22 protein-coding genes, 1 rRNA gene and 1 other annotated feature are annotated in these 24,686 nt (G+C 30.3%); of the genes, 4 read left to right on the top strand and 19 right to left on the bottom strand.

The genetic code is table 11. The features are described 5' to 3' along the window. Positions 1-2: 2 nt before the first annotated feature. Entirely contained in the window at positions 3-1,034 is a 1,032-nt protein-coding gene (locus FQB35_RS00230; RefSeq protein ID WP_231701825.1) for a CotS family spore coat protein, read from the bottom strand. Between the two features lie 56 nt (positions 1,035-1,090). Beyond that, entirely contained in the window at positions 1,091-1,333 is a 243-nt protein-coding gene (locus FQB35_RS00225) for a hypothetical protein (RefSeq protein WP_148807996.1), read from the bottom strand. Between the two features lie 191 nt (positions 1,334-1,524). On the opposite strand from FQB35_RS00225, the gene cotE reads away from it, so the two are divergent. Beyond that, positions 1,525-2,112 carry an outer spore coat protein CotE gene (cotE, locus tag FQB35_RS00220; protein ID WP_148807995.1) on the top strand — a complete coding sequence of 196 codons (588 nt, stop codon included), beginning with the start codon at positions 1,525-1,527 and terminating at the stop codon, positions 2,110-2,112. A gap of 25 nt (positions 2,113-2,137) precedes the next feature. On the opposite strand, the gene serS is transcribed toward cotE, so the two are convergent. Continuing rightward, positions 2,138-3,415: a serine--tRNA ligase gene (gene serS / locus FQB35_RS00215; protein ID WP_148807994.1), complete on the bottom strand. Its 1,278-nt coding sequence runs from the start codon at positions 3,413-3,415 to the stop codon at positions 2,138-2,140. A 47-nt stretch (positions 3,416-3,462) separates the two neighbouring features. Next, positions 3,463-3,678 (bottom strand) — a binding site (T-box leader). 54 nt (positions 3,679-3,732) lie between these two features. Continuing rightward, a complete protein-coding gene (locus tag FQB35_RS00210) occupies positions 3,733-4,227 on the bottom strand; it encodes a hypothetical protein (RefSeq protein WP_148807993.1) in 495 nt (164 codons plus the stop codon). Positions 4,228-4,382: 155 nt separating this feature from the next. Here FQB35_RS00210 and FQB35_RS00205 point away from each other — a divergent pair, with 155 nt between their 5' ends. The 3 genes from FQB35_RS00205 (at position 4,383) to FQB35_RS00195 (ending at position 6,185) form a co-directional block, all read left to right on the top strand. Further along, positions 4,383-4,574 (top strand): hypothetical protein, encoded by a 192-nt coding sequence (locus FQB35_RS00205; RefSeq protein WP_148807992.1) that lies wholly within the window; start codon positions 4,383-4,385, stop codon positions 4,572-4,574. Between the two features lie 147 nt (positions 4,575-4,721). Beyond that, the gene (locus FQB35_RS00200) at positions 4,722-5,501 is read left to right on the top strand and encodes a hypothetical protein (RefSeq protein WP_207707321.1); all 780 of its coding nucleotides are present in this window, start codon (positions 4,722-4,724) and stop codon (positions 5,499-5,501) included. 69 nt (positions 5,502-5,570) lie between these two features. After that, a complete protein-coding gene (locus FQB35_RS00195; protein ID WP_148807990.1) occupies positions 5,571-6,185 on the top strand; it encodes a site-2 protease family protein in 615 nt (204 codons plus the stop codon). A 34-nt stretch (positions 6,186-6,219) separates the two neighbouring features. Here the strand turns inward: FQB35_RS00195 and FQB35_RS00190 are convergent, their stop codons facing one another. The 15 genes from FQB35_RS00190 to rrf all read right to left on the bottom strand — a co-directional run bounded on the left by FQB35_RS00190 (position 6,220) and on the right by rrf (position 24,685). Then, positions 6,220-8,940, bottom strand: coding sequence for a UPF0182 family membrane protein (locus FQB35_RS00190; RefSeq protein WP_148807989.1), 2,721 nt, complete (start codon positions 8,938-8,940; stop codon positions 6,220-6,222). A 128-nt stretch (positions 8,941-9,068) separates the two neighbouring features. After that, positions 9,069-10,106: a PTS transporter subunit IIC gene (locus FQB35_RS00185; RefSeq protein ID WP_148807988.1), complete on the bottom strand. Its 1,038-nt coding sequence runs from the start codon at positions 10,104-10,106 to the stop codon at positions 9,069-9,071. A gap of 16 nt (positions 10,107-10,122) precedes the next feature. Further along, positions 10,123-10,962: a carboxylating nicotinate-nucleotide diphosphorylase gene (gene nadC / locus FQB35_RS00180; protein ID WP_148807987.1), complete on the bottom strand. Its 840-nt coding sequence runs from the start codon at positions 10,960-10,962 to the stop codon at positions 10,123-10,125. Continuing rightward, entirely contained in the window at positions 10,944-12,512 is a 1,569-nt protein-coding gene (nadB, locus tag FQB35_RS00175; protein ID WP_148807986.1) for an L-aspartate oxidase, read from the bottom strand. The genes nadC and nadB overlap by 19 nt, the downstream gene beginning before the upstream one ends. Positions 12,513-12,525: 13 nt before the next feature. Next, on the bottom strand, positions 12,526-13,437 hold the full coding sequence (gene nadA, locus FQB35_RS00170) for a quinolinate synthase NadA (RefSeq protein ID WP_148807985.1): 912 nt from the start codon (positions 13,435-13,437) through the stop codon (positions 12,526-12,528). Positions 13,438-13,643: 206 nt separating this feature from the next. Continuing rightward, entirely contained in the window at positions 13,644-14,168 is a 525-nt protein-coding gene (locus FQB35_RS00165) for a transcription repressor NadR (RefSeq protein ID WP_148807984.1), read from the bottom strand. Positions 14,169-14,232: 64 nt separating this feature from the next. Next, entirely contained in the window at positions 14,233-16,344 is a 2,112-nt protein-coding gene (locus tag FQB35_RS00160; RefSeq protein WP_168198190.1) for a methyl-accepting chemotaxis protein, read from the bottom strand. Positions 16,345-16,453: 109 nt separating this feature from the next. Then, on the bottom strand, positions 16,454-17,890 hold the full coding sequence (locus tag FQB35_RS00155) for an aminotransferase class I/II-fold pyridoxal phosphate-dependent enzyme (protein ID WP_148807982.1): 1,437 nt from the start codon (positions 17,888-17,890) through the stop codon (positions 16,454-16,456). A 50-nt stretch (positions 17,891-17,940) separates the two neighbouring features. Then, complete coding sequence (locus FQB35_RS00150) at positions 17,941-18,618, bottom strand: GntR family transcriptional regulator (protein WP_148807981.1); 678 nt, start codon at positions 18,616-18,618, stop codon at positions 17,941-17,943. 403 nt (positions 18,619-19,021) lie between these two features. Continuing rightward, positions 19,022-19,375, bottom strand: a complete 354-nt coding sequence (locus tag FQB35_RS00145) for a DUF1667 domain-containing protein (protein WP_148807980.1) — start codon at positions 19,373-19,375, stop codon at positions 19,022-19,024. Beyond that, the gene (locus tag FQB35_RS00140) at positions 19,375-20,640 is read right to left on the bottom strand and encodes an NAD(P)/FAD-dependent oxidoreductase (RefSeq protein ID WP_207707320.1); all 1,266 of its coding nucleotides are present in this window, start codon (positions 20,638-20,640) and stop codon (positions 19,375-19,377) included. The genes FQB35_RS00145 and FQB35_RS00140 overlap by 1 nt, the downstream gene beginning before the upstream one ends. 11 nt (positions 20,641-20,651) lie before the next feature. Next, positions 20,652-22,133 (bottom strand): NAD(P)/FAD-dependent oxidoreductase, encoded by a 1,482-nt coding sequence (locus FQB35_RS00135; protein WP_148807979.1) that lies wholly within the window; start codon positions 22,131-22,133, stop codon positions 20,652-20,654. Positions 22,134-22,265: 132 nt separating this feature from the next. Next, complete coding sequence (gene glpT, locus FQB35_RS00130; protein WP_148807978.1) at positions 22,266-23,609, bottom strand: glycerol-3-phosphate transporter; 1,344 nt, start codon at positions 23,607-23,609, stop codon at positions 22,266-22,268. Between the two features lie 104 nt (positions 23,610-23,713). Beyond that, complete coding sequence (locus tag FQB35_RS00125; protein ID WP_148807977.1) at positions 23,714-24,280, bottom strand: glycerol-3-phosphate responsive antiterminator; 567 nt, start codon at positions 24,278-24,280, stop codon at positions 23,714-23,716. 288 nt (positions 24,281-24,568) lie between these two features. Then, a 5S ribosomal RNA gene (gene rrf, locus FQB35_RS00120) occupies positions 24,569-24,685 on the bottom strand. Position 24,686 lies beyond the last annotated feature (1 nt).

Here is a 24,686-nt window from a genome sequence, read left to right as displayed (position 1 = left end):
CATCATAATGGAAGAATTTTATTGAAATTCTCAATAACTTTATCCAAAGATTTATCAATTTGAATCATTTCTTTTAATCTTCTTAAATATTTTTCCTCTGTCCAAGTTTTTTCTCTTTTTTCATAATATTTACCCATAATCCCTGAAAATAGATGAGGATATGTCAACGTAGGCTTAAGAACCTGCCATTGGTATTCTTTTAAAGGATTTTTCATATGGTACCATTTCAAAATATCTCTTACTAAAGTCAAATCCCATTTTTTCTTTCTCTTCATGATTTTATTTAAAATTTTCCTAATATCTCGAAGGGGTATATCAATAGTTATAGAGTCTAAATCTAGTACATATATTTCATTTTTATCAGTAAAAATAAGATTTCCTGCTGTAAAATCTTGATGGCATAAACAGCCTTCCTTCTTAACCTCTTCTACCCATTTATGATATTCTGACTTATTAAATCCATCTATGGCTTTTTTCATTCTTTTATAAAAGTATGGAAATTCTTTTAATATTTCTTCCCCAAAAGCTGAATGAATTTCTTTCTTACATTCTATATCATAGTAATTTTTTAATTTTTCTACTTCCTTTTCATATTTTTCTATCCATCTTCCCAAATGAGTTCTTACTTTACACCCCTTTGGTGGAACAAATCCTACAGATGCTCTATGAAAATTAGCAAGCTCCGTAACTATTTTTTTTATATTTTCAGAGCTATTATAATTTAAGGTTTTTCCATTAATTGCTTCACTGAGTAAATAAGGAGTTTCATTTAATAAAACATATGAATCTCCTTTTTTTGTTTTTATAATTTTAGGTATATATATTCCATTTTTCACAAGATGTTCCATAGCTGCAATAATAAATTCTAATGTCTTATCTGAATAAGCCTGTTTTTTTAAAATCTTATAATCCTTTTGTGTTTTAATCCACCACACACCTTTTTTCCCTTTGTAAGATTCTGTTTTTATATTTAAAACAGTTATATCATATTCTTTTAATACAGTTTTTATCTCTTTCATGATAGAATTATCCATCATCTTTCCTCCTTAAAATAATAGGGGGATTGCTCCCCCTATTTTTACTATAATTTCTAGAATTCTTCATCTACTTCCTCTTCTGGTTCTTCAATATAAGTCCAAGTTATTTTTATAGATAATTGTCCTTCAGCTGGAGTATCTTCATATTTTACTTTATACTCAAGAAGTTTATCCTTTGGAATTCTTACACTAGCCTCTTCTACCCTAAGATTTCCCTTAAATAAATTTGTAACAGTTTCCTTTAATTGCTCATAAATTTCTTCCCTATTTCCTTCAAATTTTTCTCTATATCTCACTAAGTTTCCCTCCTTTTTTTTTACTCAATACATTATATTCCTATATGATAGAAAGGTGATACACCTAATTTGTGATTTTAATATAATAGAGTAATTTTAAAAAAATATTGAGAATAATAGCACATCTTTATAGCCACAGAATATTATAAGAATAGATACTTATAAATTCGTAAAAGAAAGGGAGGGAGATCATGAAAAATAAAAGTTATAAGGATAATTATAAGAGCACCATGAGAACAATTATTACAAATGCAGTTTGTGGAAGAGCCATACATCCATGTCAAACTACTGTATATATAAGCTCTGAAGATAATGTAGAACCTGATCGTATTTTAGGCTGTGCAGTAACAAATGCTGAAATAAACGGAAGTAAATTCGAAGAATTTTCAGATGACAATATCAATATCAGAATCAATGGAGAATTTGAAGTACATGTATGGTATGAAGCAAATGGAGATACAAATGTATCTAAAAGCTATTCAAAATTCTCTGAGGTAATACCGGTTGAAAGCTTAGAAGGAGAAAAATATTACCAACAAGATTATTTCAACAAGCGTATCATTGCATGGATAAACAAAAATCCAGTATCTCAAGGCGCAATGATTGTAAACAAGTCTGGGCTTCCTACAATTGCTATTCAAGTAGCTTATGAATTAGGCGTAGAAGTTATGGGAGAAGCAAAAATAAATATTTTATCATATTCTTTAGACGAGAAAGAAAAAGACATTATATTTGATTCATTATTAGAAGATGATCATGATGATGATGATGTAGATTAAAAATAGAGAGGCACTAGCCTCTCCATTATTTTGTAATCCTTTCTAATCCACCCATATATGGTCTTAATTCTTTTGGAATAACAACAGAACCATCTTCCTGTTGATAGTTTTCTAAAATTGCAGCTAACGTTCTGCCTACAGCTAATCCTGAACCATTTAATGTATGAACATATTCTACTTTTCCCTTTGGCTCTGGTCTAAATCTAATATTGGCACGTCTCGCTTGAAAATCTTCGAAATTACTGCAAGAAGATATTTCTAAATATCGATTATAGCTTGGCATCCATACTTCTATATCATAAGTAGTAGCTGAACTAAATCCTAAGTCTCCTGTACAAAGCTTTACAACTCTATAAGGAATCTCTAATCTTTTTAATACTTCTTCTGCAGCTAAAAGCAATGATTCTAATTCTTTATAAGATTCTTCAGGTTTTACAAATTTCACTAATTCCACTTTATTAAACTGATGTTGTCTTATTAATCCTCTTGTATCCCTTCCTGCAGAACCTGCTTCCTTTCTAAAGCATGGTGTATAAGCAGTATGATATATAGGAAGCTTTTCACCATCTAATATATCATTCATGTATAAATTCGTTACAGGAACTTCTGCTGTAGGAATTAAAAAGAAATCCTTACTTGGAATGTGGAACATATCATCTTCAAATTTAGGAAGCTGCCCTGTTCCCGTCATACTATCTCTATTCACCATAAATGGTGGAAGTATTTCAACATAACCATTTTCTGTTGTGTGTAAATCTAGCATAAAATTAATTATTGCTCTTTCTAATCTCGCACCAAGCCCCTTATATACAGTAAATCTTGTTCCTGTAATCTTGCTTGCTGTTTCAAAATCTAAAATACCTAATTCTGTTCCAATATCCCAATGAGCTTTATAATCAAAATCAAATTTTGTAGGTTCTCCCCATTTTTTCACTTCTATATTATCTTCATCACTCTTACCAACAGGCACATCCTTATGCGGCGTATTTGGAATTCCTAAAAGCAAATTTTTTATATCTTCTTCAACTTTCTTTACTTCTTCATCAAGAGCTTTAATTTTTGAAGATAACTCTTTCATCTCAGCTAATACGCTAGATGCATCTTTTCCTTCTTTTTTAAGCTTTGGAATTTCTTTTGATACAGTATTTTGTCTATTTTTCATCTGTTCTACTTCTTGCAAAATATTTCTTCTTTTTTCATCTAATTGGACAACCTGATCTAAACCATAATCTCCCTGTCCACGTCTTTTGATTAATTCTTTTACTTCATCTAAATTCGCTCTTATTCTTTTAATATCTAGCATTTGGTTTCCTCCTCTTTTATTTCAAAAATAAAAACCCTCCATCCCTAAATAGGGACGAAAGGTTGTGCTTCCGCGTTGCCACCCTTATTGGCTGAAAAAATCAGTCCGCTTTACTGCGATATAACGGTCGCACCCGACAAAGCTTACTAGAATTTCAGCTCGCGACTTCAGGACGGATTCAATAACAAATTTCATCGGTTCTCAGCAACCACCGACTCTCTAAAGAAATTTGATTATTTACTATTTCCCTTCATTGCCTTTATTGTTTTTAGGATATTTTAACATATTACATATAGCTTTTCAATATTTTTATTCTTTTATTCGCTTTTTTTATATAAAAGGGATAAAAGTCCCTCTACTCTTTTATTTCTTAATGCATAATATACTTGATCAAGACATATAAGATATGGATCTTCAATATAAAAAGGCAGTATTTCTTCCCTTTTACATTTTTCAAATATATATAAATATAAGTCCTTATTAATTAACCATAACTCTATATACATATCATCTATAATGTTTTCTCTTAGTTTTATTCCTTTATATATTCTATCCTTTATTTTTAAGATATTATTTTGCTCCCTTAAAGCAATTAAATCTAATAATTCATAAATTCTTTCTTTAAATCGTTCTTCCTTTTCTTCTTCATCATAGTATTTTTCAATGTATTCTATATGTATATCCATTGTACGATAATATAATTTTTCAAGCTGATCATCTCTATTTAAGCAATATGCTACTATAGATTTTAAAAAAAGCTTTCCAAGCTCAAAAAAATATCTCCTCGTAGTAAGCTCATAATTTTGTTCCATAGTTTTTCCTCCCATATTCAGGGTTTATCCTTATATTATGAATTATATTTATAAAATGTTAACAATATGCATTTCTATTTTTTTGAATAATATGTATTATAAACCTTATTTTGGCTAATACTAAAAATACAAAAATTATTAAGGGGGTAAAAAAAATGTATGATATTGATTTATATGCTCAAATAGGAGATTTAAAAGAAATTGATTATAGAAATACTCTTGCCATTGCTGCAATCATAGAAATCCTTATTTCAAAAGGAATTATAAGTAGGAGAGAATTTGCACATATGGCTAGAAATCTAGACACTATGTCTATAGAAGAATTGAAGCTTCTTAGAATGAGATAGTTCTCTTTTCCATAGATATACATACTATTCCCAAAATGCAAAAAGGCTTGTATTTTTGTATTTTGGGAATATTTTTGTGTATAGGTTAATACATAAAATATAGGACTTTATATTGGAAAATTTTAGTGTTATTTTGAGGTGATTATATTGAGATCCTTTTGTATTTATATCATCATAATAATATCTATGTTTCTTCCTTCCTGTGTAAAACATAGAACTTTAGATTCAAACCAAATTGCTGTTGTAAATGGTCATATCATAACAGTAGAAGATATACAAAAAAAGCTTAAAACCTTTCAATTAGAGAAAGATTTATATATGTATAATAGCTTTAAAAATAACATATATCCAAATCTAGAACTACTCCATTTAAGACAAGATCATATAGATTATGTTATAAATTTACTAAAAAACAAAAAGCTTGAAGATGCAAGAAACTTTATTGCTTCATTAAATGGATATAAAGATGTAGAAGCTTTAAGATATTTTTTACTAAAAGAAATTGATGTCTATGAAGAAATATTGAATAAGCAAAATAATGTTATAGCTGCTTTTGAAGAAGCTTTAAAAGATGTAATCATATTGCAAGAAGCAAAATCTAGATCTCTTTTGCCTACAAAAAATGAATTAGAAAAAGCTTATGAAACATATTTATGCAATATTCAAGAAAAAATAGATGAGAATATATATTATCAATATTTTTATTCCTTTATGAAAACAAGAGAAAAAGAACTCTTTCAATTAGATACAGAAGAAGCTTATCGTAACTATCTATTTGAAAAAATTAAATATTCTATTATAAAAAAAAGATTAAAAAAAGAAATAGGTTCATATAAATTTAATCATTTTATTAAAAATAAGTTAAAAGAATCCAATATCCTTTTAAATGAAAAATATAAAACATACCAAAATAATTCCAAAAGTTAATTGTTTCCAAATAGAATAATTTGTTATACAATAAATATAGACTTTTTAACAATATAAAGGAGGAAATTCATGGACGTAAGAGAAACACTTTTATTAATACCTGGAATTATGATAGGATTTTCCTTTCATGAGTATGCACATGCACAAGTAGCTGTTTGGTTAGGGGATGATACCCCAAAGCTTGAAGGTAGACTTTCACTAAGTCCTCATGTTCATATTGATCCATTCGGTTTTCTTTTTATACTTTGGGCTGGATTTGGATGGGCAAAACCTGTTATGATTAATGAAAACAATTTTAAAAATCCAAGAAGAGACGATATACTCGTATCATTAGCAGGTCCTGTTATGAATTTAATCATTGCTTTATTTTTTCTTATATTGATGAAAATATGCTATAACCTACCTATTCCTAATAATCTTTATACAACTATTATGGATGTTTTTGATTATACTGTATGGATAAATGTTGTTTTATTTGTATTTAATTTACTCCCTATTCCACCATTAGATGGTTCTCATATCTTCTTTGGAATACTTGGACTAAAGGAAAAACCTTTTTATTATGAAATTTACACAAAGGGAAGAATTATACTTCCTTTATTAATTATCACCAATTTAATTGATAAAATCATTAGCCCTCCAATACTAAATATTTATCATAATTTAGTAAGTATTTTCTTTTAGATTAAAAAGGGATCTCAAAACGAGATCCCTTTGTTTATTCTATATTTTTTAATCTTTCTAATAATACTTTTAATTCATCAATATATTTTCCATAATCTGCCCAATTTCCTTTTCTTTGTGCTTCTTGTGCTTGATAAAATACTTGATTTGCTTTTAGAATCAATTGGCTTATATTTAATGTATCCTCTTTTGGAATAGTAATATCTGGTTTTTGCTCTTCTCCAAACAACTTAGATAAAGCTTTATCTAAGGTTTCTTCATAAGCAATTTTATCACCATAAGCCACAACAACCCTTTTTACTTCTGGCAAACTATTTTCATTATCCGCTTTTAAATAAATTGGTTCAATATATAGCAGTGAATTTCCAATAGGTATAGTCAATAGATTTCCTCTAATATAGGTAGATCCCTTTTGCCCCCATAATGAGAACTCCTTTGAAATTGTAGTATCTTGGTCTATTTTAGATTCTATCTGCATTGGACCATAAACATTTTTTTGCTTTGGCATCTTATAAATAATGAGTTTTCCATAATTTTCTCCATCATTTCTTGCCATAAGAAGTGCTGTCATATTAGGCTTATTTTTTGGTGTATAAGGAATAGAAAGTAAGAATTCCTCCTTCTTCTCACCTGGCAATTTCATGATGAAATAATTAGATTCCATAACTTGCTTTTCTCTTTCATAAATCTCATTAGCAATATCCCATAAATCTTCCTTTTGATAAAATACATCTGTATCTGTCATATGATACACTTTATATACATTTGCTTGTATATCAAATAATGTTTGTGGGTATCTTATATGCTTTTTTATTCCTTCAGGCATTTTATCCATATCCGTAAACAATTGAGGGAAAATTTTTATCATTGTCTGAATAATAGGGTCTTTTTCATCTGATACATAGTAAGTAGTATCTCCATTATAAGCATCAATCACTACCTTTACAGAATTTCTAATATAATTTGTACGTCCATTTGCATAGGGTTTTGCATAAGGATAATTACTACTAACCGTATAGCCATCTAAAATCCAATATAACTTTCCGTCATCTATTACAAGATAAGGATCTTCATCATAATAAATAAAAGGTGCAATTTTTTGTGCTCTCTCTTTAATATTTCTATATATTAAAATCTTGCTGTCTTTAGTTATGTTTCCAGATACTAATATTTTTAAACTCCCTTCTTTTATTGCATATAAAAGCTTGTTAAGTCCTCCTAGATGTATTCCAGCACTTCCTTCATAGAAAGTTTCTGCATTCTGATCTCCACTTGGATAATCAAATTCTTTTTCTTTTGTATTGGTGATTACATAGTTATTTGTTAATTCTCCAAAATAAATCTGTGGACGATCAATGGTGATATCTTTTATCAGTGACTTTGGTGGAATATTTTTTATAAGTAACTCTGGCTGCCCTTCACTAGTAATCGCATTTACAGGAGATAATGCAACACCATATCCATGGGTATATTTTAAATGCTGATTAATCCATTGTTCACTTATTTTTCTTTCATCAATCTCTCTACCAGATAAAAATACTTGTGTCAATTGACCATCAATATTATATCGATCAATATCTACGTCATGGAATTGATAATACAGTCGAATCCCTTGTCTTTGATTATAAAACTGCTTTGTAGGCCGATAATCATTAATGCGTATGTTTTTTATGGTTTCCTTATTTTCCTCTAAATCTCCTCTTGTTATAGTCTGATCTGCTCGAAAATTTTTTTCTTCTATTTTATCTAGTCCATAAGCCATCTTCGTATATTTTATATTATATTTTAAATACTTTCTTTCTTTTGAAATTTCATCAGGTGCTACAATAAAATTTTGTACACCTAAAGCAATCATATTTCCTACAATGCTTAGTAAAATCATAATTACTGGTCCTGATAAAGCTAACTTCATTTTCCTTGATTTTGCTCCTATTACAAGCAAAACAGCAGAAATAATAGATATAATAATCTTTACTCGATAATCCCACAAGGTTATATGTATATCTGTAAAGCTCGCACCATATGCTACACCCCTAGGTGAATAAAGTAAATCATAAGTTTTTAGTATATATCCTAATCCCAAGACTATAAAAAATATTACACCTAAAAAAGTTAGCTGCCCTAGTGCAATATGTAATAATTGTCTTCCATTATCACTATTAAACCTTCTTCCTCTAGCCTCTCCCATCTCTTGATTGACATCAAATAATGTAGGTCTTCTTGTACTCATCATAATCATATAAAAAACGACTGTAATAATTACTAAAAACACAATAAAGGTCATAAGCAAATAATAAATTTTTTCTAATAAAGGTAACCTAAGCATATAAAATGATATATCATGATTAAATATCGGATCTTTAATATTAAATTTAGTCATATTAAAGAATTTTAATATTTCAAACCAGAGATTTCCACAAACTGCTAAAGTCCCTAGAAACGATACAAAAGTAGCAATTCCTAAAGCCATTTGATTAATTCTTTTTTCACTTATACCAATATATACTGTATGTATTTTTTTATTATAATTTTTCTTAATAGATAGTAAATAAAGATACAACAGTAAAGTCAATATAATAAAAAGTGGTACCCCTATTTTAAACTGGGTTATAATTTTTGTTAAAAAAACTTCATTATACCCAATTTCTTTAAACCATTGATAATCTGTTATAAAATTAATAATACTTGTAAAGGAAGTTAATACAAAAAATATGGCCATAACTAAGCCAACTAAAACAACCTTTCCTTTTCTCAAATTTTTCACCCCTATTCACAATATTCCTTATATTTCATAATATACCCAGTTGTCAGTATTTTTTTCAAAAATATACTCGATAGTATCATCTTTAGTACATTATACTATCGAGCAATAAATTTTTCAAATTATGGATTTAATTTCATATCTCCATATTTAATCCATCCTTTTTTTCTCATATATTCAGAGATTATAAAAGTAAGGAGCGCTGGTAAAATAAAATGTAATAAAGCAATTTTACCTATAATAATAGTTGTTGATTGACTCCCTCCCATAGCAGCAATAGTACCAAACTGTCCAACCAAACCACTCGTACCCATACCTGCTCCAATACTGTTATTCTCCATTTTTAGCACATATGTAGCAATAGGCCCTAAAATTGCACTAGCTAGCGTTGGAGGAATCCAAATAAAAGGATTTTTTATAATATTAGGAACTTGCAGCATAGATGTTCCTAATCCCTGAGCAATAGCTCCTCCAATACCATTTTCTCTATAACTTGCTACAGCAAAACCAATCATTTGTGTTGCACAACCTACTACAGAAGCTCCTGCAGCAAGACCATTAAGTCCTAATGATATAGATAAAGCAGCACTACTTATTGGAAGTGTCAAAATCATCCCCATTAGTACTGAAATAATAATTCCCATAGGTATTGGTCTAAGCTCAGTAGCTCTATTAATAATTCCTCCTAAAGTTTTCATAACTGATGCCATAATCGGCCCAATAAAAATACCTGCTAATCCTCCTATAATAATAGTAGCAGCAGGAACTAAAACAATATCAACCTTTGTTTTACCTGATATAAACTTTGAAAACTCTGCACCAACTAATGCAGCAACAAAAGCCCCTACAGGTTCTCCTATTTTTACAATAAATGTGCCTCCTTCGCTAGATGCAATCGTTCCAGCACCAATTGCTCCTGTAACAATACAAGCAAAAATTCCAAGAGGAGGAGCCCCTATACTAAAAGCTACTCCTGCACCAATAGCTGGTCCCATTACAAATTGAGCCATTTTCCCAAACTTTACAAGCGCCTCTAATCCTGCATAATCCCCTACTTGTTTTAATATAAGTCCAATAATAAGAGAAGAAAATAATCCTAAAGCCATACCATTTAAAGCCTTTGTTATATACTCTCTAAATGCCAAGTTTTCTTTTTTCATTTGTGTCACCTCATGCTTACGATCTTATAATCATAAAACTAATATCCATTGCCTTAACAGAATGGGTAAGAGCTCCTACAGAAATTATATCTACACCTATTTTCGCAATGTCTTTTAATCTTTCTATTGTAATATTTCCAGAAGCCTCAAGAATCGCTCTTTTATCTGTAATCTCTACAGCTTGCTTCATAGTTTCTATATCCATATTATCTAGCATAATAATATCTGCATTTACTTCTAATGCTTCTTCTAATTCTTTTAAATTTTTAACCTCTACTTCTATTTTTGTAGTATGCGAAATATTCCTACGTACCTTTTCTACAGCCTTTTTGATTCCTCCTACTGCCATTATATGATTGTCCTTTATCATAACTGCATCGGATAGATTAAATCGATGATTATAACATCCTCCTATACGAACTGCATATTTTTCTAGTATTCTAAGTCCCGGTGTAGTTTTTCTAGTATCTACTATCCTCGTATTATATTCTTTTACTGCATCTGCATATAATCTTGCTTTTGTTGCAATTCCAGACATTCTCTGCATAAGATTTAAAGCTAGTCTTTCTCCTTTTAATATATTTTTAGTACTACCTTTAATTCTAACAATATGATCTCCTTTTTTGGCCATTTCTCCATCATTTTTTATATCATAAAATTCAATACCATCATCTAATAATTTAAACACCATCTCTGCAACAGGAATCCCTGCCACAATCCCATCTTCTTTTGCAATCATAATTCCTTCTGAGATACTTTCATCATCTATTAATAGATCTGTAGTCGTATCTCCATAATTCATATCCTCAATCAATGCATTCTTTATGATTTTTTCTACTAAAAATTTATTATACAACCTTGACCCTCCGTATCTACTCTATAATGTGCTCCAAGGCTTTCTTTCCTTTTTAAAGCAGCTTTTATAATTAACATTCCTACTATACACATGTTTATACACTCATAGTATTTTACTGAAATTTTATCTCTTAATAAAGCTTGATACATTTTTTCTACTTCTTTTAATGCATATTTTAATCCTTTTTCATTTCTAACAATTGATACATATTCATCCATTATATCTTGAAGTCTTTCTTTTACCTTATAAAGATTTATTTTTTCATATTTATTCTCATACTTAATCATTGGTAACATAGGCAATGCTCTTATAACTGCCTTTGCTACATAATCATTCAAAGCTGTAACTACTCTATTTCCAAATACAATTCCTTCCAGTAAAGAGTTGCTTGCAAGCCTATTTGCCCCATGAACTCCTGTACAAGCACATTCTCCACATGCATAAAGCCCTTTAATATTTGTTTTTCCATTTGTATCTGTATATATTCCCCCCATAATATAGTGCTGTACAGGGGATACTGGAATATATTCCTTAGTCATATCAATTCCTTTCTCTAGACATTTTTTATATATTGTAGGAAATCTATTTTTAATAAATTCAGCATCCTTATGGGTAATATCTAGATATACATAAGGTTTCCCCGTCTTTACTTTTTCTATGAAAATACTTCTTGCTACAATATCTCTTGGTGCTAAATCAGCCATTTTATGATATTTTTTCATAAAAGCTTCTCCATCTGCATTTCTTAAAATAGCACCTTCTCCTCTTACAGCTTCTGATATTAAAAACTTTTGTCCATATTCCTTATCATACATAGCAGTAGGGTGAAATTGTATAAACTCCATATCTTTTATATTAGCTCCTGCTCTATAAGCCATTGCAATACCATCTCCTGTAGTAACAGATGGATTTGTCGTATTTTTATATACCTGCCCTACTCCACCTGTTGCCAAAACAACCGCCTTTGTTCTATATATAACCTTTTGTTCCTTCTCATCTAAAGCTAAGACACCACATATTGCATTTTGATTTGTTATAATATCTATAGCAAAAACATTTTCCTGAATATCAATATTTCCTCTTCCTCGTACTTCTTTTGCTAATGCCCTTATTATTTCTCTTCCAGTAGCATCCTTTGCATGTAAAACTCTTCTTTTGCTGTGTCCCCCTTCTCTAGTTGCCTTTAATCTACCTTTTTCATCTCTATCAAGATTTGTACCATAAGCTAATAGTTTTTCAATATTTTTTGGTGCTTCTTCAATTAGAATTTTAGTAGCCTCTTCTCTGTTATAATAAGCTCCTGCCCTTATTGTATCCTCATAATGTGATTGAAAATCATCTTGATCATCTATACATGCAGCAATGCCTCCCTGAGCTAAATTGCTATTATTTTCATCTAGTTCAGTCTTAGAAATAATAATTACTCTGTATTTATGATCAATATTTAAAGCAGTAAATAGCCCCGCCACTCCTGTTCCTATAACAACTACATCACAATATTTTTTTTTGATATTCTTATCATGAAAACCGCTTATATATCTGGGTTTCATTATTTTCATCTCCTTAACTTAACTCAAGCATTCTCTCAAGAGATCCTAAAGCTTTTTGTCTAATTTCCTCCTCAACAGTTATTTCATACTGTTCAAATGCTAAAGAATTATAAATATTAATAAGTGTTGTTTTTTTCATATTAAAACAGGTTAATGCTGGTGATATTAAATAGAACTTTTTATCAGGATTTTCTTTACGAAGTTTATGAAGAACTCCCATTTCTGTTCCAATAATAAATTTTTTGTTCGCTGACTTATTTGCATAATCTATAATTTGAGAGGTGCTTCCAACAAAATCAGCCTTTTTAACTACTGTTTCATTACACTCTGGATGAACAAGAACTAAAGCATCTGGATGATTTAATTTTGCAGCTTCCACTTCTGAATTTCTCACTCTATGATGGGTAATGCAAAATCCTTCCCAAAGTATTATTTCTTTTTCAGGCACATGTTTTGCAATATAACTTCCTAGGTTTTGATCAGGCACAAACAATATTTTATTAGCTTTTATGCTTTTTACAATATTTATTGCATTAGAAGATGTACAGCAAATATCACTCTCAGCCTTTACTTCTGCTGAAGAATTTACATAACATACAATAGGAATATCTGGATTTTCCTTTTTAAATAAACGAAGACTTTCTGCATCTACCATATCTGCCATAGGACATCCAGCATCATATACAGGTAACAATACTTTTTTGTCTGGGGATAAAATTTTTGCACTTTCTGCCATAAAATGAACACCTGCAAAAACGATAACATCTGCATCTGTTTTTGCAGCCTCTTGGCTTAATTTTAAAGAATCTCCTACAATATCAGCTATATCCTGTACTTCAGGTACTTGATAATTATGTGCTAAAATAATTGCATTCTTTTCTTCTTTTAATCTTTTTATCTCAAGTATCATTTCTTTTTCATTCATAAGTTTCAATCCTTTCTATATTCATAAATGCTTGTACCATTAGTCTATGAAAATTTATAAAATATATCATAGATTTCCAAATTTATTCCTATATATGCCTTTACACCTGTCTTGTCACCTATTATAAAAAATATAACAAATCTTTCATCTTTATACAATACCTTAGATTTGTAAATATAAATATAAATCCATAATTTTTTTAATCGTTATTCTCCTTTTATCAAATATCCTTTTTCTTTTAATTCTTTTATTATTTTCTTATAAGCTCTATCATTTGGAATTTCTATTGTATGAATATGCTCTCCACCTGTCAAGGATGCTAATGGTGCTGCTTTGTTGTTTTTTACTTTTTCCATAAAGTCTTCTAAATCCATTCTAGAATCTATCATCAATGTACTTCTAATATCTCCATATATGGGATGTTCTATTATTACATCTAATACTCGTGCCCCCATATCTACCATAATTTTTAGTTCTTCTTCCATATTTGAATATCCTTCATGTCTGCATACAATAGTCTTTATATTTTTCTTTTTTCCATTCAATTTAGAAATCATATAACCATTTGAAGTTGCAATAATATTATATCCTTTTGCACGCATTACAGCAATATCCTGTACAATTACCTGCCTACTTACTTTAAATTTTTTAGCAAGCTCTGTCCCTGTTATAGGTTCTTCATTATTTTTTAATATTTTTATAATTTCTTTTCTTCTTTCCTCTGTTAACATGACATCTTCCTCTCTATAATCGTTTAAAATATTATACCATAATAAAAACCTAAGGACTAAATCCTTAGGCCAAGATAGAATTATTTTTCAGTTCATCATTTAACTTAAATACTTTTATTGTTTCATCCAGTTCTTTTACCATTTGCTCTAATTCTTCTGCAAGAGAACTTAACTGTTCTATAGATGCAGTCTGCTCCTCAGTAGAAGCAGATACCTGCTGAGAAGATGCAGCTGTTTCTTCTGATACATTAGATACATTTTGAATAACTGACATCACTTTATCTTTACTGATAGATATACTTTCTACACTATAAACCATACTATTTATTTTATCTACAATTGTTTCAACTGCTTTTGCAATATGTTTAAATGTTTCTTGTGTGTGCTGAATTGCCTTATTTTGTTCTTCTACCACTATTTTAGAAGTCTGCATTGCCTCTTGAGCGAACCTTACATCATTTTGAATTGTTGTAATAATTTCTCTTACATTGTTACTAGATTCTCCTGTTCCTTCAGCAAGCTTTCGAACTTCTTCAGCTACTACTGCAAATCCACGTCCAGCATCTCCTGCTCTTGCTGCTTCAATAGCAGCATTTAAAGCTAATAAATTAGTTTGTTCTGAAATGCTCATAATAGTTTCTACAATATGATCAATTGTTTTCGTTTTTTCACTTAAATCATTTACTACTTTTTCCACTTGTTTTGAAGCTTCATTGCTTTCAAATGTCTTATCTTCTAACAGCTTCATAGCTTCTATACCTTTATTATTTATATGATAAACTTGATCTGCATATTTTTTGCTTTCCTTTATTTGTACTGACATTTTTTCTATTTCCTGCGAAAGATCTGATGCAGCATCAACACCTAATTCAATATCTTTTGCTTGTTCATTTGCACCATTTGCAACTTCAGCAATTGTTCTTGCTACTTCATCAATAGCTGCTGCTGATTCTTCTGTAGTCTCTGCTAGTAATTCAGAAGATTCATCAATTGACTTAGACATTTCACTAATTCTTTCAATAAGTTTTTTCATACCTTTTATCATTTTATTGAAGCTTTCACTAAGTTTTCCTATCTCATTATTAGATTTTATATTAGAAATGACAGTTAAATCTCCATCAGAAGCTTCTTCCATAAGTTTCATCATATAAATGATAGGTTTTGTTATTCGATTTGAAACCTTATATGCAACAAATATTACCAATAATATTAAACCTACTGCTACAAATCCATTTCTTTTCTGAACATCTGTAACAAAAGCCATTGCTTCTGCTTTTTTCTGAACAGTAATCACAGCCCAATGATTAGAATTACCAGGTAATCTAATCGCAGTATATGCACTGATTACCTTACTTCCATTATTGTCAACATACTCAACTACTCCAGACTCACCATTTAAAGCCTTATTTGTTATTTCTTGTAGTTTATTTGGTATTTTTATCTTTTGAATTTCTGTCTTTTCATTACCTTTTTCATCAAATACTACTTTGCCATTAATATCCTTTACCAAAACAGTCTTTGTAAGATTCTTATAATTATAAAGTTCTGATACCTGTTTTTTATCTATATGGGCAATCACAACCCCTTCTCCATCTATTACACATGCATACTTATTTTCTCCTGTACTAAATTTTTCTATTATCATTTGTAAATAATCTAATTTTAAATCCGAACCCATTATTCCCTTTAAATTATTATCTTCATCATAGATAGGTATAAGTATTGAAGTAACAGGGATATTTCCTGTTTTAGAATAATAAGATTTACTTACAAAAGGCTTTTTATCTTCCATAATTTTTTTAAACCACCATCTGTTAGACCTATCTCCCAAAACTCCTCTTGTCTTCGCTGTCTGCATTCCATCTGTTCCTTGTATAAACAATAGATCAAAATAATTATTTCTTTGTACTGTACCTACTATCACATTTTTTTGTTTTTCTGCTATAAAACTTTTTACATCATTGTTATGTACAATTTCCTCAGTTACCGTATAAGCTTTGTCAATAAAAGCACTTACCTGATCAGCAACAGCATTTGCAAGCATTTTATTGTTTTCTTTTATTTCTTTTTCATAATTTGTAGAAATAAAATAATGCCCCATAAAACTTGATACTATAAAAGGTACCAATACAAGTAATAGCATAACCCAAATCAATTGATGCTTTATACTCTTCATATGCCTCTCCCCTATTTTGTTGTTTTTTTTACAAATGTAATATTTCGACATAATTGGTAAATATCCTTTTATCTATAATGACCTTGCTAAATTTTTAATCTTCTGTTTATTATATTACTTTTATTTTCTCTAAATCCACGTCATCCATCCCAATAATATTTATTCCTCTTTCCTTTAAGCTTTTTATATATATGATTATTTCATCAGTAATTTCTTCTCCAGGGCATAAAATAGGTATTCCAGGTGGATAAGGGATTATATATTCTCCACTAATTTTCCCAATACTTTCTTCAAAATTTATTGCTGTTTTTTTTCGAAAAGCAGCATCTCTTGGGGTTATTTTCATCTTAGGAACATGATAAAAAAATGGTGGCAAATATATCTTTTTGTAAGTTATTTCTTTTTTAATATTAATCAATGCCTTTAATAATTTTTCAAAATCCTTCCTATCATTCCCAATGGTACATACTGCTACAACATTATTTATATCACTCATCTCCATCTGTATTTTATATCTTTCTCTCAATAGTTTATCTAAAGTAATACCACTAATCCCCAATTTTGTCATGTCTATTACAAGCCTTGTTTTATCAATATTTTTAACACCATATTTTCCTATTAAATTTTTATCTAGAACTTTTATCCCTTCCTCATTAGCAATTTTTTCATGAAAATAATCTATACTTTCTAACAATTCCTTCATCAAGCTCTTTCCTTCATTCTCTGAAATAGCTCTTGCTACATCTAATGAACTCATTAATAAATATGAAGGGCTGCTGCTTTGATTCATCATTAGCATAAATCTTAAACGCTCTATATCTACTCTATTTGATTTTACATGAAGCATAGAACTTTGAGTAAAACTAGGAAGTGTTTTATGAATACTTTGAACTACAATATCTGCACCTGCCTTTATAGCTGGAATAGGCAAATCTTCACTTAGATTAAAATGTGAACCATGGGCTTCATCTACAATCAATATTTTTTCATATTTATGTACAATATTAGCAATAGCTTCAATATCTGAGCAGATCCCATAATAATTAGGATAGGTAAGGATTACAGCTTTTACATCAGGATTTTTTACAATGGCCTTTTCTATTTTTTCTGGTTTAATCCCCATAGGAATATTCGATTCTTTGCTTACTTCTGGAGTAATATATACAGGAATAAGTCCTCCAAGTATTAATCCATGCATCACAGATTTATGACAGTCTCTTGCTACAATTACTTTTTCATTAGGGTTTGCCACTGTCATAAGTGCTGAAATATTTCCTGTAGAAGTTCCATTTATAAGAAAGAAGGTATGCTCTGCTTCAAAAAATTTTGCTGCTTGGTCTTGTGCTTCCTTAATCATTTCTTCTGGATTGTGCAGATTATCTGTCCCAGGAATTTCTGTTACATCTAACGATAATATTGATTCTGGGAAATATTTCTTATTGTATCTTTGGTATATTTTACCGTTTTTATGCCCTGGAATATGAAAAGATACAATATTTTCTTTTGAGAGTTTTTTAAGTTTACTTAAAATAATAGCATCTTTCATAATAAATCCTCCTTATAAAAAAAGACTACTGTACAGTAGTCTTTTTATCTTTAGTTATTTTGATTTTTTACATTTTGTTCTACGTTCTTTCTTGAATTCTCAACATGTATCGTAAGGGCATTTTGTGCTGCTTCTGCATCTTTTTTAAAAAAGGCATCTAAAATAACTTTATGTTCTTCTAATGATTCTTTAATCCTTCCCTCAACTTGAAGAGATTTTCTTCTAGTTTTTTTCATATAGTACTGAAAATCTTTCAATACTTGTTCAAGATATCGACTCTTCGTTGCTTTGTAAATTGTTTCATGAAATTTTGTATTTAGTTCTGCAAATTTTTCAACATCATTTTTAAAAGTATAAAACTCCATTAATTCATATGTTTCTTTTAATTCATTCAATTCTTCTTCTGTAATTCTTTCTACAGCCCATCTAGCTGCAATTCCTTCTATAGCTGCTCTTATAGTATATATATCTTCGATATCTTGTTTGGATATACCAAGTACAATTACTCCTCTATTTGGTTTATTCTCTACAATGCCATCAAGTTCAAGCTGTTTGAGGGCTTCTCTTACTGGTGTACGGCTTACACCAAGCTCCTCAGCTAATTTTGCTTCTCCTAACTTTTCGCCTTCAGCATATTTTCCATTTAATATATCTTCTCTTAGTATATTGAATATTTTTGCTGTTAGAGACAACCCTGTGCTATCTTCCTTTAATATATCCCTTGCCATACTACCCACCACATTTCATTGATATTTTACCTAATTATCGGTAAGCATACTTCTTGCAAGGATATTTTAATACAAATATACCGTAATGTCAATGTATACAAGTATTTTCAAGTATTTGAAAGTTATTGCATCTACTCTTGCAGATTGCATGATATATATTTTTTTTTAGCTTCATTTCTAAACCTTTTTGTAATTGTACATCACACCATTTTACGTATTTTCACATATTTCTATAATATCATGCCATAAAGTCTTTATATATTTCATAGTATATATATAATGACATCTCTATCATTTTTTCCTGCACTTTTGAAAGCGTTTTCTTATAAACTAAAGCTTTTTATCATTTTTTTTTGAACAATAACTAAAAAAATATGGGCCATTGAAAGCCCACTCATATAATTTACATGCTTCTAGCCGCTATAATATCTACACCTGTTCCAAAAAGATCTTTTACAATAATATCTCCTGCTTTTATTGGTGCTTCAACTTCAATAAGGTCTAATAACTTCATACATTCAAATATTTTTTCTTTTGGAATATCTCCATTTGTCTTAACAGGAAGTCTATTGAGCATCCCACCTTTTATCCTTACAGTTGAAGTTACTACCCTTGTTGGATTAGTCAATTCTTTTATACCATATTCTTTTCCTCTAGGACATTTATTTCCTTCTATTTTGTATTCCTCTTTTTCTTTTATAGCTTCTAAGCGACATCCCATTGGACATACAATACATATCAATTCGTGTTTTTCCATTAAGCACCCTCCCTTTCTAAAGAAACAGTAATTACTGATTCATAAATACATGCTAAATCTTCTTTATTAATCCTTACAGATTCCATTTCTCCTGGGGCTAAGTGTCTTTTCTTAATTCTCTTAATTTCTTTTCCGTCTACTTTTACTACCATATTCATATTATGATATACATTATCAACTCTCATAAATAAATCTAGATTTTTTTCAATATTCTCTGATCTTACTACATGAGGTACAATATATCGAATACCATCTCCTGGCTGTGTTTTTAAAACTGCTCCATCTTTCTTTAATTTATTTTTCACATATTTTGCCGCATTTTCTCCTGCTCTTCTACTTTCTGCTGTAACAAAGTCAACAAGATCATGCACATGTACTACATTTCCACAAGCAAATATACCTTCTATATTTGTCTCCATTGCTTCATTTACGATTGGTCCTGAAGTAACTGGATCTAATTTAATTCCAGCTTGTATAGAAAGTTCATTTTCTGGAATTAATCCTACAGACAATAATAATGTATCACATTCAAATTCTTTTTCTGTCCCTGGGATAGGCTTTCTATTCTCATCAACCTTTGCAATAACTACTCCCTCTACCCTATTTTTACCTTTAATTTTTATTAATGTATGACTCAATAATAATGGAATGTTATAATCATCTAAGCATTGTACAATATTTCGTGTAAGACCTCCAGAGAAAGGCATAAGTTCTGCTACAGCTAAAACTTCTGCTCCTTCTAAAGTCATTCTTCTAGCCATAATTAATCCAATATCCCCAGAACCTAAGATTACTACCTTTCTTCCTACCATGTACCCTTCCATATTAACAAATCTTTGTGCTGTTCCTGCAGTAAATACTCCTGCTGGTCTTGTTCCAGGAATATTTATTGCTCCTCTAGTTCTTTCCCTGCATCCCATTGCAAGTACAATAGCTTTTGCTTTTATTGCCATAAACCCATCTACAGTATTAATAGCACTAATAATTTTATCTTCTCTTATATCAAGTACCATTGTATCTAACTTATATTCAATTCCTAACTCTTTTAACTGAACAATAAACTTTTCTGCATATTCTGGCCCTGTTAATTCTTCCTTAAACTCATGTAGCCCAAATCCATTATGGATACATTGTTGAAGTATTCCACCCAATTCTCTATCTCTTTCTATTACTAAAATACTATCTACGCCATTTTTCTTTGCTTCAATTGCTGCAGCAAGCCCAGCAGGACCTCCTCCTATTACTACAATATCATATTTCAACATATTATCACTCCTTAAGATACCATTGTCATATCTTCTATAACATCTACTTCTGATTGATTATTTTTCTTTGTTTCTTCTGTTAAAATATATGAATCCTTTTGATCTTTTACTATTTCAGTAATATCTTTTCCTAGTTCTCTTGCCAAAATTTCCATTACTCTTGGTCCACAAAATCCACCTTGGCATCTTCCCATACCAGGCCTAGCTCTTCTCTTAACAGCATCTACTGTTCTTGCTCCTGCATTTCTGTTTATTACATCTACAATTTCACCCTCTGTAATATTTTCACATCTACAAATTATTCTTCCATATCTTGGATCTTTCTTTATTAATTCAGCCTTCTCTTCATCACTTAGCTCCATAAATCTGATTACTGGTTTTCTAGTTGGATTAAAATTCTTTTTCTCTTTTAAATCTTTCTTAACTCCTTTAAAAATCTCTATTACATATTGTGCAATAGCTGGAGCTGCTGATAATCCAGGAGACTCAATTCCTGCCACATTAATAAATCCTTTTGCTTCTTTTGCTTCTTCTATAATAAAATCCCCTACATTAGATACAGCTCTTAATCCTGCAAAGCTAGTAATAGTTGTACCAAATGGTATTTCTTTTATTGTTTTTTTAGATCTTTCTCTAATAAATGCAATTCTTTCACTAGTTGTTTCTGTATTTTCTTTATCATTAAGATCTTCAGCATCTGGCCCAACTAATAGATTTCCATGTACTGTAGGTGCTACAAGTACTCCTTTTCCTAGCTTTGTTGGTGCTTGGAAGATTACATGATTTACAATATCTCCTGTGCTTTTATCTAAAATATTGTACTGTCCTCTTCTTGGGTGAATTTCAAAAGTTTTAGAAGCAATCATTTCATTAATTTTATCAGCATAAACTCCTGCACAGTTAATCACATATTTTGCTTTAATTTTTCCATTAGTTGTTTGAATAAAAAATTCTTCTTCTTTCTTTTTTATTCCTGTAACTTCTGTTTCAAGTTTAATTTCCGCTCCATTATCTGCTGCATTTTCTGCAAGTGCCACTGCTAATTCCCAAGGGCTAACTATTCCTGCAGTAGGCGCATATAAAGCACCGATAATTTCTTTATTTAAATTTGGTTCCATTTTCCTTACTTCTTTCTGAGATAATATTTTTATATCAGGAATGTTATTTTTAATTCCTCTTTCATATAACTCCTTTATACTTTCCATTTCTTCTTGATTCGTAGCAATAACCAAAGACCCAATTCTTTTAAAAGGCACATCCAACTCTTTACATACTTTATCAAACATAGGGTTTCCTAAAGCATTTAATTTACCTTTTAAAGTACCTGGTTTTGCATCATATCCAGCATGGACAATTGCACTGTTTGCTTTTGTTGTCCCATTTGCTATGTCTGTTTCTTTATCTATTAATATAATTTTTAAATCAAACTTTGATAACTCTCTTGCTATAAAAGTACCTATAACACCAGCACCAATTACCGCTACATCATACATATAATTACCTCCTTCATTAACTTTGCAAATAAAAAAAGCCGCGCAAAGCTAAACCTATTTCATAGGATAACTTTGTACGGCTCTCCACTTCTCACGCCTTTAAATATTTATTTTCATTTATTATAACATAATTTAAGCTTTACTAAAAGCCTCTTCTTTACTTTTTTCTGATCTATCATGAGTATTCCATGTAAGAGCTAAGAAGAATACTGCTATGAAACAAGCTGCAATAATTAACTTAAATCCTCCATCCCATCCTGCTTTATCAACAATAGCTCCTACAGCTGCATTCGCTAATACTGCTCCACCTACATAACCAAATAGTCCAGTGAAACCTGCTGCAGTACCTGCTGCTTTTTTCGGTACATAGTCAAGAGCTGCAACTCCAATAAGCATTACTGGTCCATAAATTAAAGCCCCTACTGAAGCAACAGCTATATTAATAGCCATCATACTATCACTCTTCCAATAGATAAATACTGCCGCAATTACACCTAACATACAAATTACACCCATTGGTGCCCTTCTTCCATGGAATATCTTATCACTGATCCATCCAACGATAATTGTTCCTGGAATAGCTGCCCATTCGAATAATTCAAAAGCTAAACCAGCTTCTTTAATATTAAAGCCTTTCACTTCTTTTAAATATGTAGGAATCCAATCCATAACACCATATCTTACTAAATATACAAAAATGTTTGCAATAGCAATATACCAAATATACTTGTTGCATAACACATATTTAAAAAGGATTTCTTTTGCAGATAATTCTCTTTCTCTATCCTCCACATCATGTTCTGGATAGTCATTTTTATACTCCTCAATAGGTGGTAGACCAACTGATTGAGGTGTATCTCTTAAGAAAATTAAAATACCAATACCAACAGCAATAGATAATGTTGCTGGAAAGTAGAACATTCCTCTCCATGTAGCAAATACTGCTAATCCTGTTAATGCTAATCTTGGAACTAAAGCTCCTCCAACGTTATGAGCAACATTCCAAATAGCCATTTTTACACCACGCTCTTTATCTGAAAACCAGTGTGTCATTGTTCTTCCAGATGGTGGCCATCCCATACCTTGGAACCAACCATTCATAAACATTAAAATAAATAACATAGGAATAGATGATGCATAACCAAACATCATATTTACAAATCCAGATAATATAAGTCCAGCTGCCATAAAATATCTTGGATTACATCGATCTGATACATTCCCCATTATAAACTTACTTAATCCATAAGATAATCCTAGTGCAGAACCTACTATACCAATTTGTGCTTTTGTGTATCCATATGTTTCGATTAGATATGGTACAGCCATATTAAAGTTTTTTCTAATGAAATAATAGGCTGCATAACCAATAAAGATACTCATAAATACCTGCATTCTGTATCTTTTATATTCCGCATCGATTTTATGCTCTGGCATACGGTCGATGGCCGGGGCAGGTTTGAAAAATTCTAGCATTTTATTACCACCTTTCTGAATAATATAATTTTAATTCTTATATGTAAATTAACACATAAGCTTAGAAAACATTTTCCCAAAGATTAATAAAAAATCTTCATTTTTTACATATACCAAATTTCTTCTTTACTTGTTGAAATCCCTATAGCTCCTGCCTTAAGACTTTCAATGACATCTTCTTTATCGTTTATTAAACCACCTCCTATTACTGGTAACTTTGTTTCATTATAAATTTTTTTTATAATTTTAGGCATAATGCCAGGTAAAATCTCAATTGCATCAGGCTTCGTAGCATTTATAGAATTAATTCCTCTCTCAAGAGAAAGAGAATCCAATATAAACAGTCTTTGTATGGCATATATATTCATACTTTTTGCCGCTTTTACTAAACTACTCTTTGTCGTAATAATTCCGTCAGGCTTCATATTTTCATAGATATATTTTAATGCTGTCATATCTTTTGAAAATCCTTCCATTAAATCAATATGCACATATATATCCATGCCATTGTCCTTAACCTTATCTATGGTTCCTTTTAAGTTGAAAATATTCCCTGTTAGCAAAAAAACAATTTCACAAGGAGATTTAATAGCTAAATCAATTTTTTCTATACTGTTTACTGCTGCAATAACAGGATTTGCTTCTATCTTGTCATAAAATGGATTATTCACTTAAATCTCTCCTCTGGTAAATAGCATATATACTAAAAATTTATAAAATATTCTAATGTTCGCTACACATAAAATGCCGCACAAAATAAACCTATTTTTTAGGCTTATTTGTGTGCGGCTCTCCATTTCTCATGCCTTCATTTATCGATTTAGCAACATTTTAACATGTAATAAATATATTGTAAAGTGTTTTAACAGAATTTTCCCTAATAGATTTTACATAACTTGATTTTATTTCAAAAATGAAAGAACTTATAACAAATTTACTTTGTCATAAGTTCCTTTTAAAACCAGCGACGACCTACTCTCCCAAGGCGTCTCCGCCTAAGTACCATCAGCGCTGAAGGGCTTAACTTCTGTGTTCGGTATGGGAACAGGTGTGACCCCTTCGCTATTGTCACTGGAT

Source organism: Crassaminicella thermophila, from assembly GCF_008152325.1.
GTDB classification, from domain to species: domain Bacteria; phylum Bacillota; class Clostridia; order Peptostreptococcales; family Thermotaleaceae; genus Crassaminicella_A; species Crassaminicella_A thermophila.
The sequence above is the reverse complement of the archived record's forward strand: the minus strand, read 5'-3'. Positions and strand labels throughout refer to the sequence as shown.

What these genes read in the sequence shown, in the direction of transcription:
- FQB35_RS00230 (WP_231701825.1), bottom strand. Translation starts at nt 1,034, where the DNA reads ATGGATAATTCTATCATGAAAGAGATAAAAACTGTATTAAAAGAATAT.
- cotE (WP_148807995.1), top strand. Translation starts at nt 1,525, where the DNA reads ATGAAAAATAAAAGTTATAAGGATAATTATAAGAGCACCATGAGAACA.
- serS (WP_148807994.1), bottom strand. Translation starts at nt 3,415, where the DNA reads ATGCTAGATATTAAAAGAATAAGAGCGAATTTAGATGAAGTAAAAGAA.
- FQB35_RS00210 (WP_148807993.1), bottom strand. Translation starts at nt 4,227, where the DNA reads ATGGAACAAAATTATGAGCTTACTACGAGGAGATATTTTTTTGAGCTT.
- FQB35_RS00205 (WP_148807992.1), top strand. Translation starts at nt 4,383, where the DNA reads ATGTATGATATTGATTTATATGCTCAAATAGGAGATTTAAAAGAAATT.
- FQB35_RS00195 (WP_148807990.1), top strand. Translation starts at nt 5,571, where the DNA reads ATGGACGTAAGAGAAACACTTTTATTAATACCTGGAATTATGATAGGA.
- FQB35_RS00185 (WP_148807988.1), bottom strand. Translation starts at nt 10,106, where the DNA reads ATGAAAAAAGAAAACTTGGCATTTAGAGAGTATATAACAAAGGCTTTA.
- nadB (WP_148807986.1), bottom strand. Translation starts at nt 12,512, where the DNA reads ATGAAACCCAGATATATAAGCGGTTTTCATGATAAGAATATCAAAAAA.
- nadA (WP_148807985.1), bottom strand. Translation starts at nt 13,437, where the DNA reads ATGAATGAAAAAGAAATGATACTTGAGATAAAAAGATTAAAAGAAGAA.
- FQB35_RS00165 (WP_148807984.1), bottom strand. Translation starts at nt 14,168, where the DNA reads ATGTTAACAGAGGAAAGAAGAAAAGAAATTATAAAAATATTAAAAAAT.
- FQB35_RS00160 (WP_168198190.1), bottom strand. Translation starts at nt 16,344, where the DNA reads ATGAAGAGTATAAAGCATCAATTGATTTGGGTTATGCTATTACTTGTA.
- FQB35_RS00155 (WP_148807982.1), bottom strand. Translation starts at nt 17,890, where the DNA reads ATGAAAGATGCTATTATTTTAAGTAAACTTAAAAAACTCTCAAAAGAA.
- FQB35_RS00150 (WP_148807981.1), bottom strand. Translation starts at nt 18,618, where the DNA reads ATGGCAAGGGATATATTAAAGGAAGATAGCACAGGGTTGTCTCTAACA.
- FQB35_RS00145 (WP_148807980.1), bottom strand. Translation starts at nt 19,375, where the DNA reads ATGGAAAAACACGAATTGATATGTATTGTATGTCCAATGGGATGTCGC.
- FQB35_RS00140 (WP_207707320.1), bottom strand. Translation starts at nt 20,640, where the DNA reads ATGTTGAAATATGATATTGTAGTAATAGGAGGAGGTCCTGCTGGGCTT.
- FQB35_RS00135 (WP_148807979.1), bottom strand. Translation starts at nt 22,133, where the DNA reads ATGTATGATGTAGCGGTAATTGGTGCTGGTGTTATAGGTACTTTTATA.
- glpT (WP_148807978.1), bottom strand. Translation starts at nt 23,609, where the DNA reads ATGCTAGAATTTTTCAAACCTGCCCCGGCCATCGACCGTATGCCAGAG.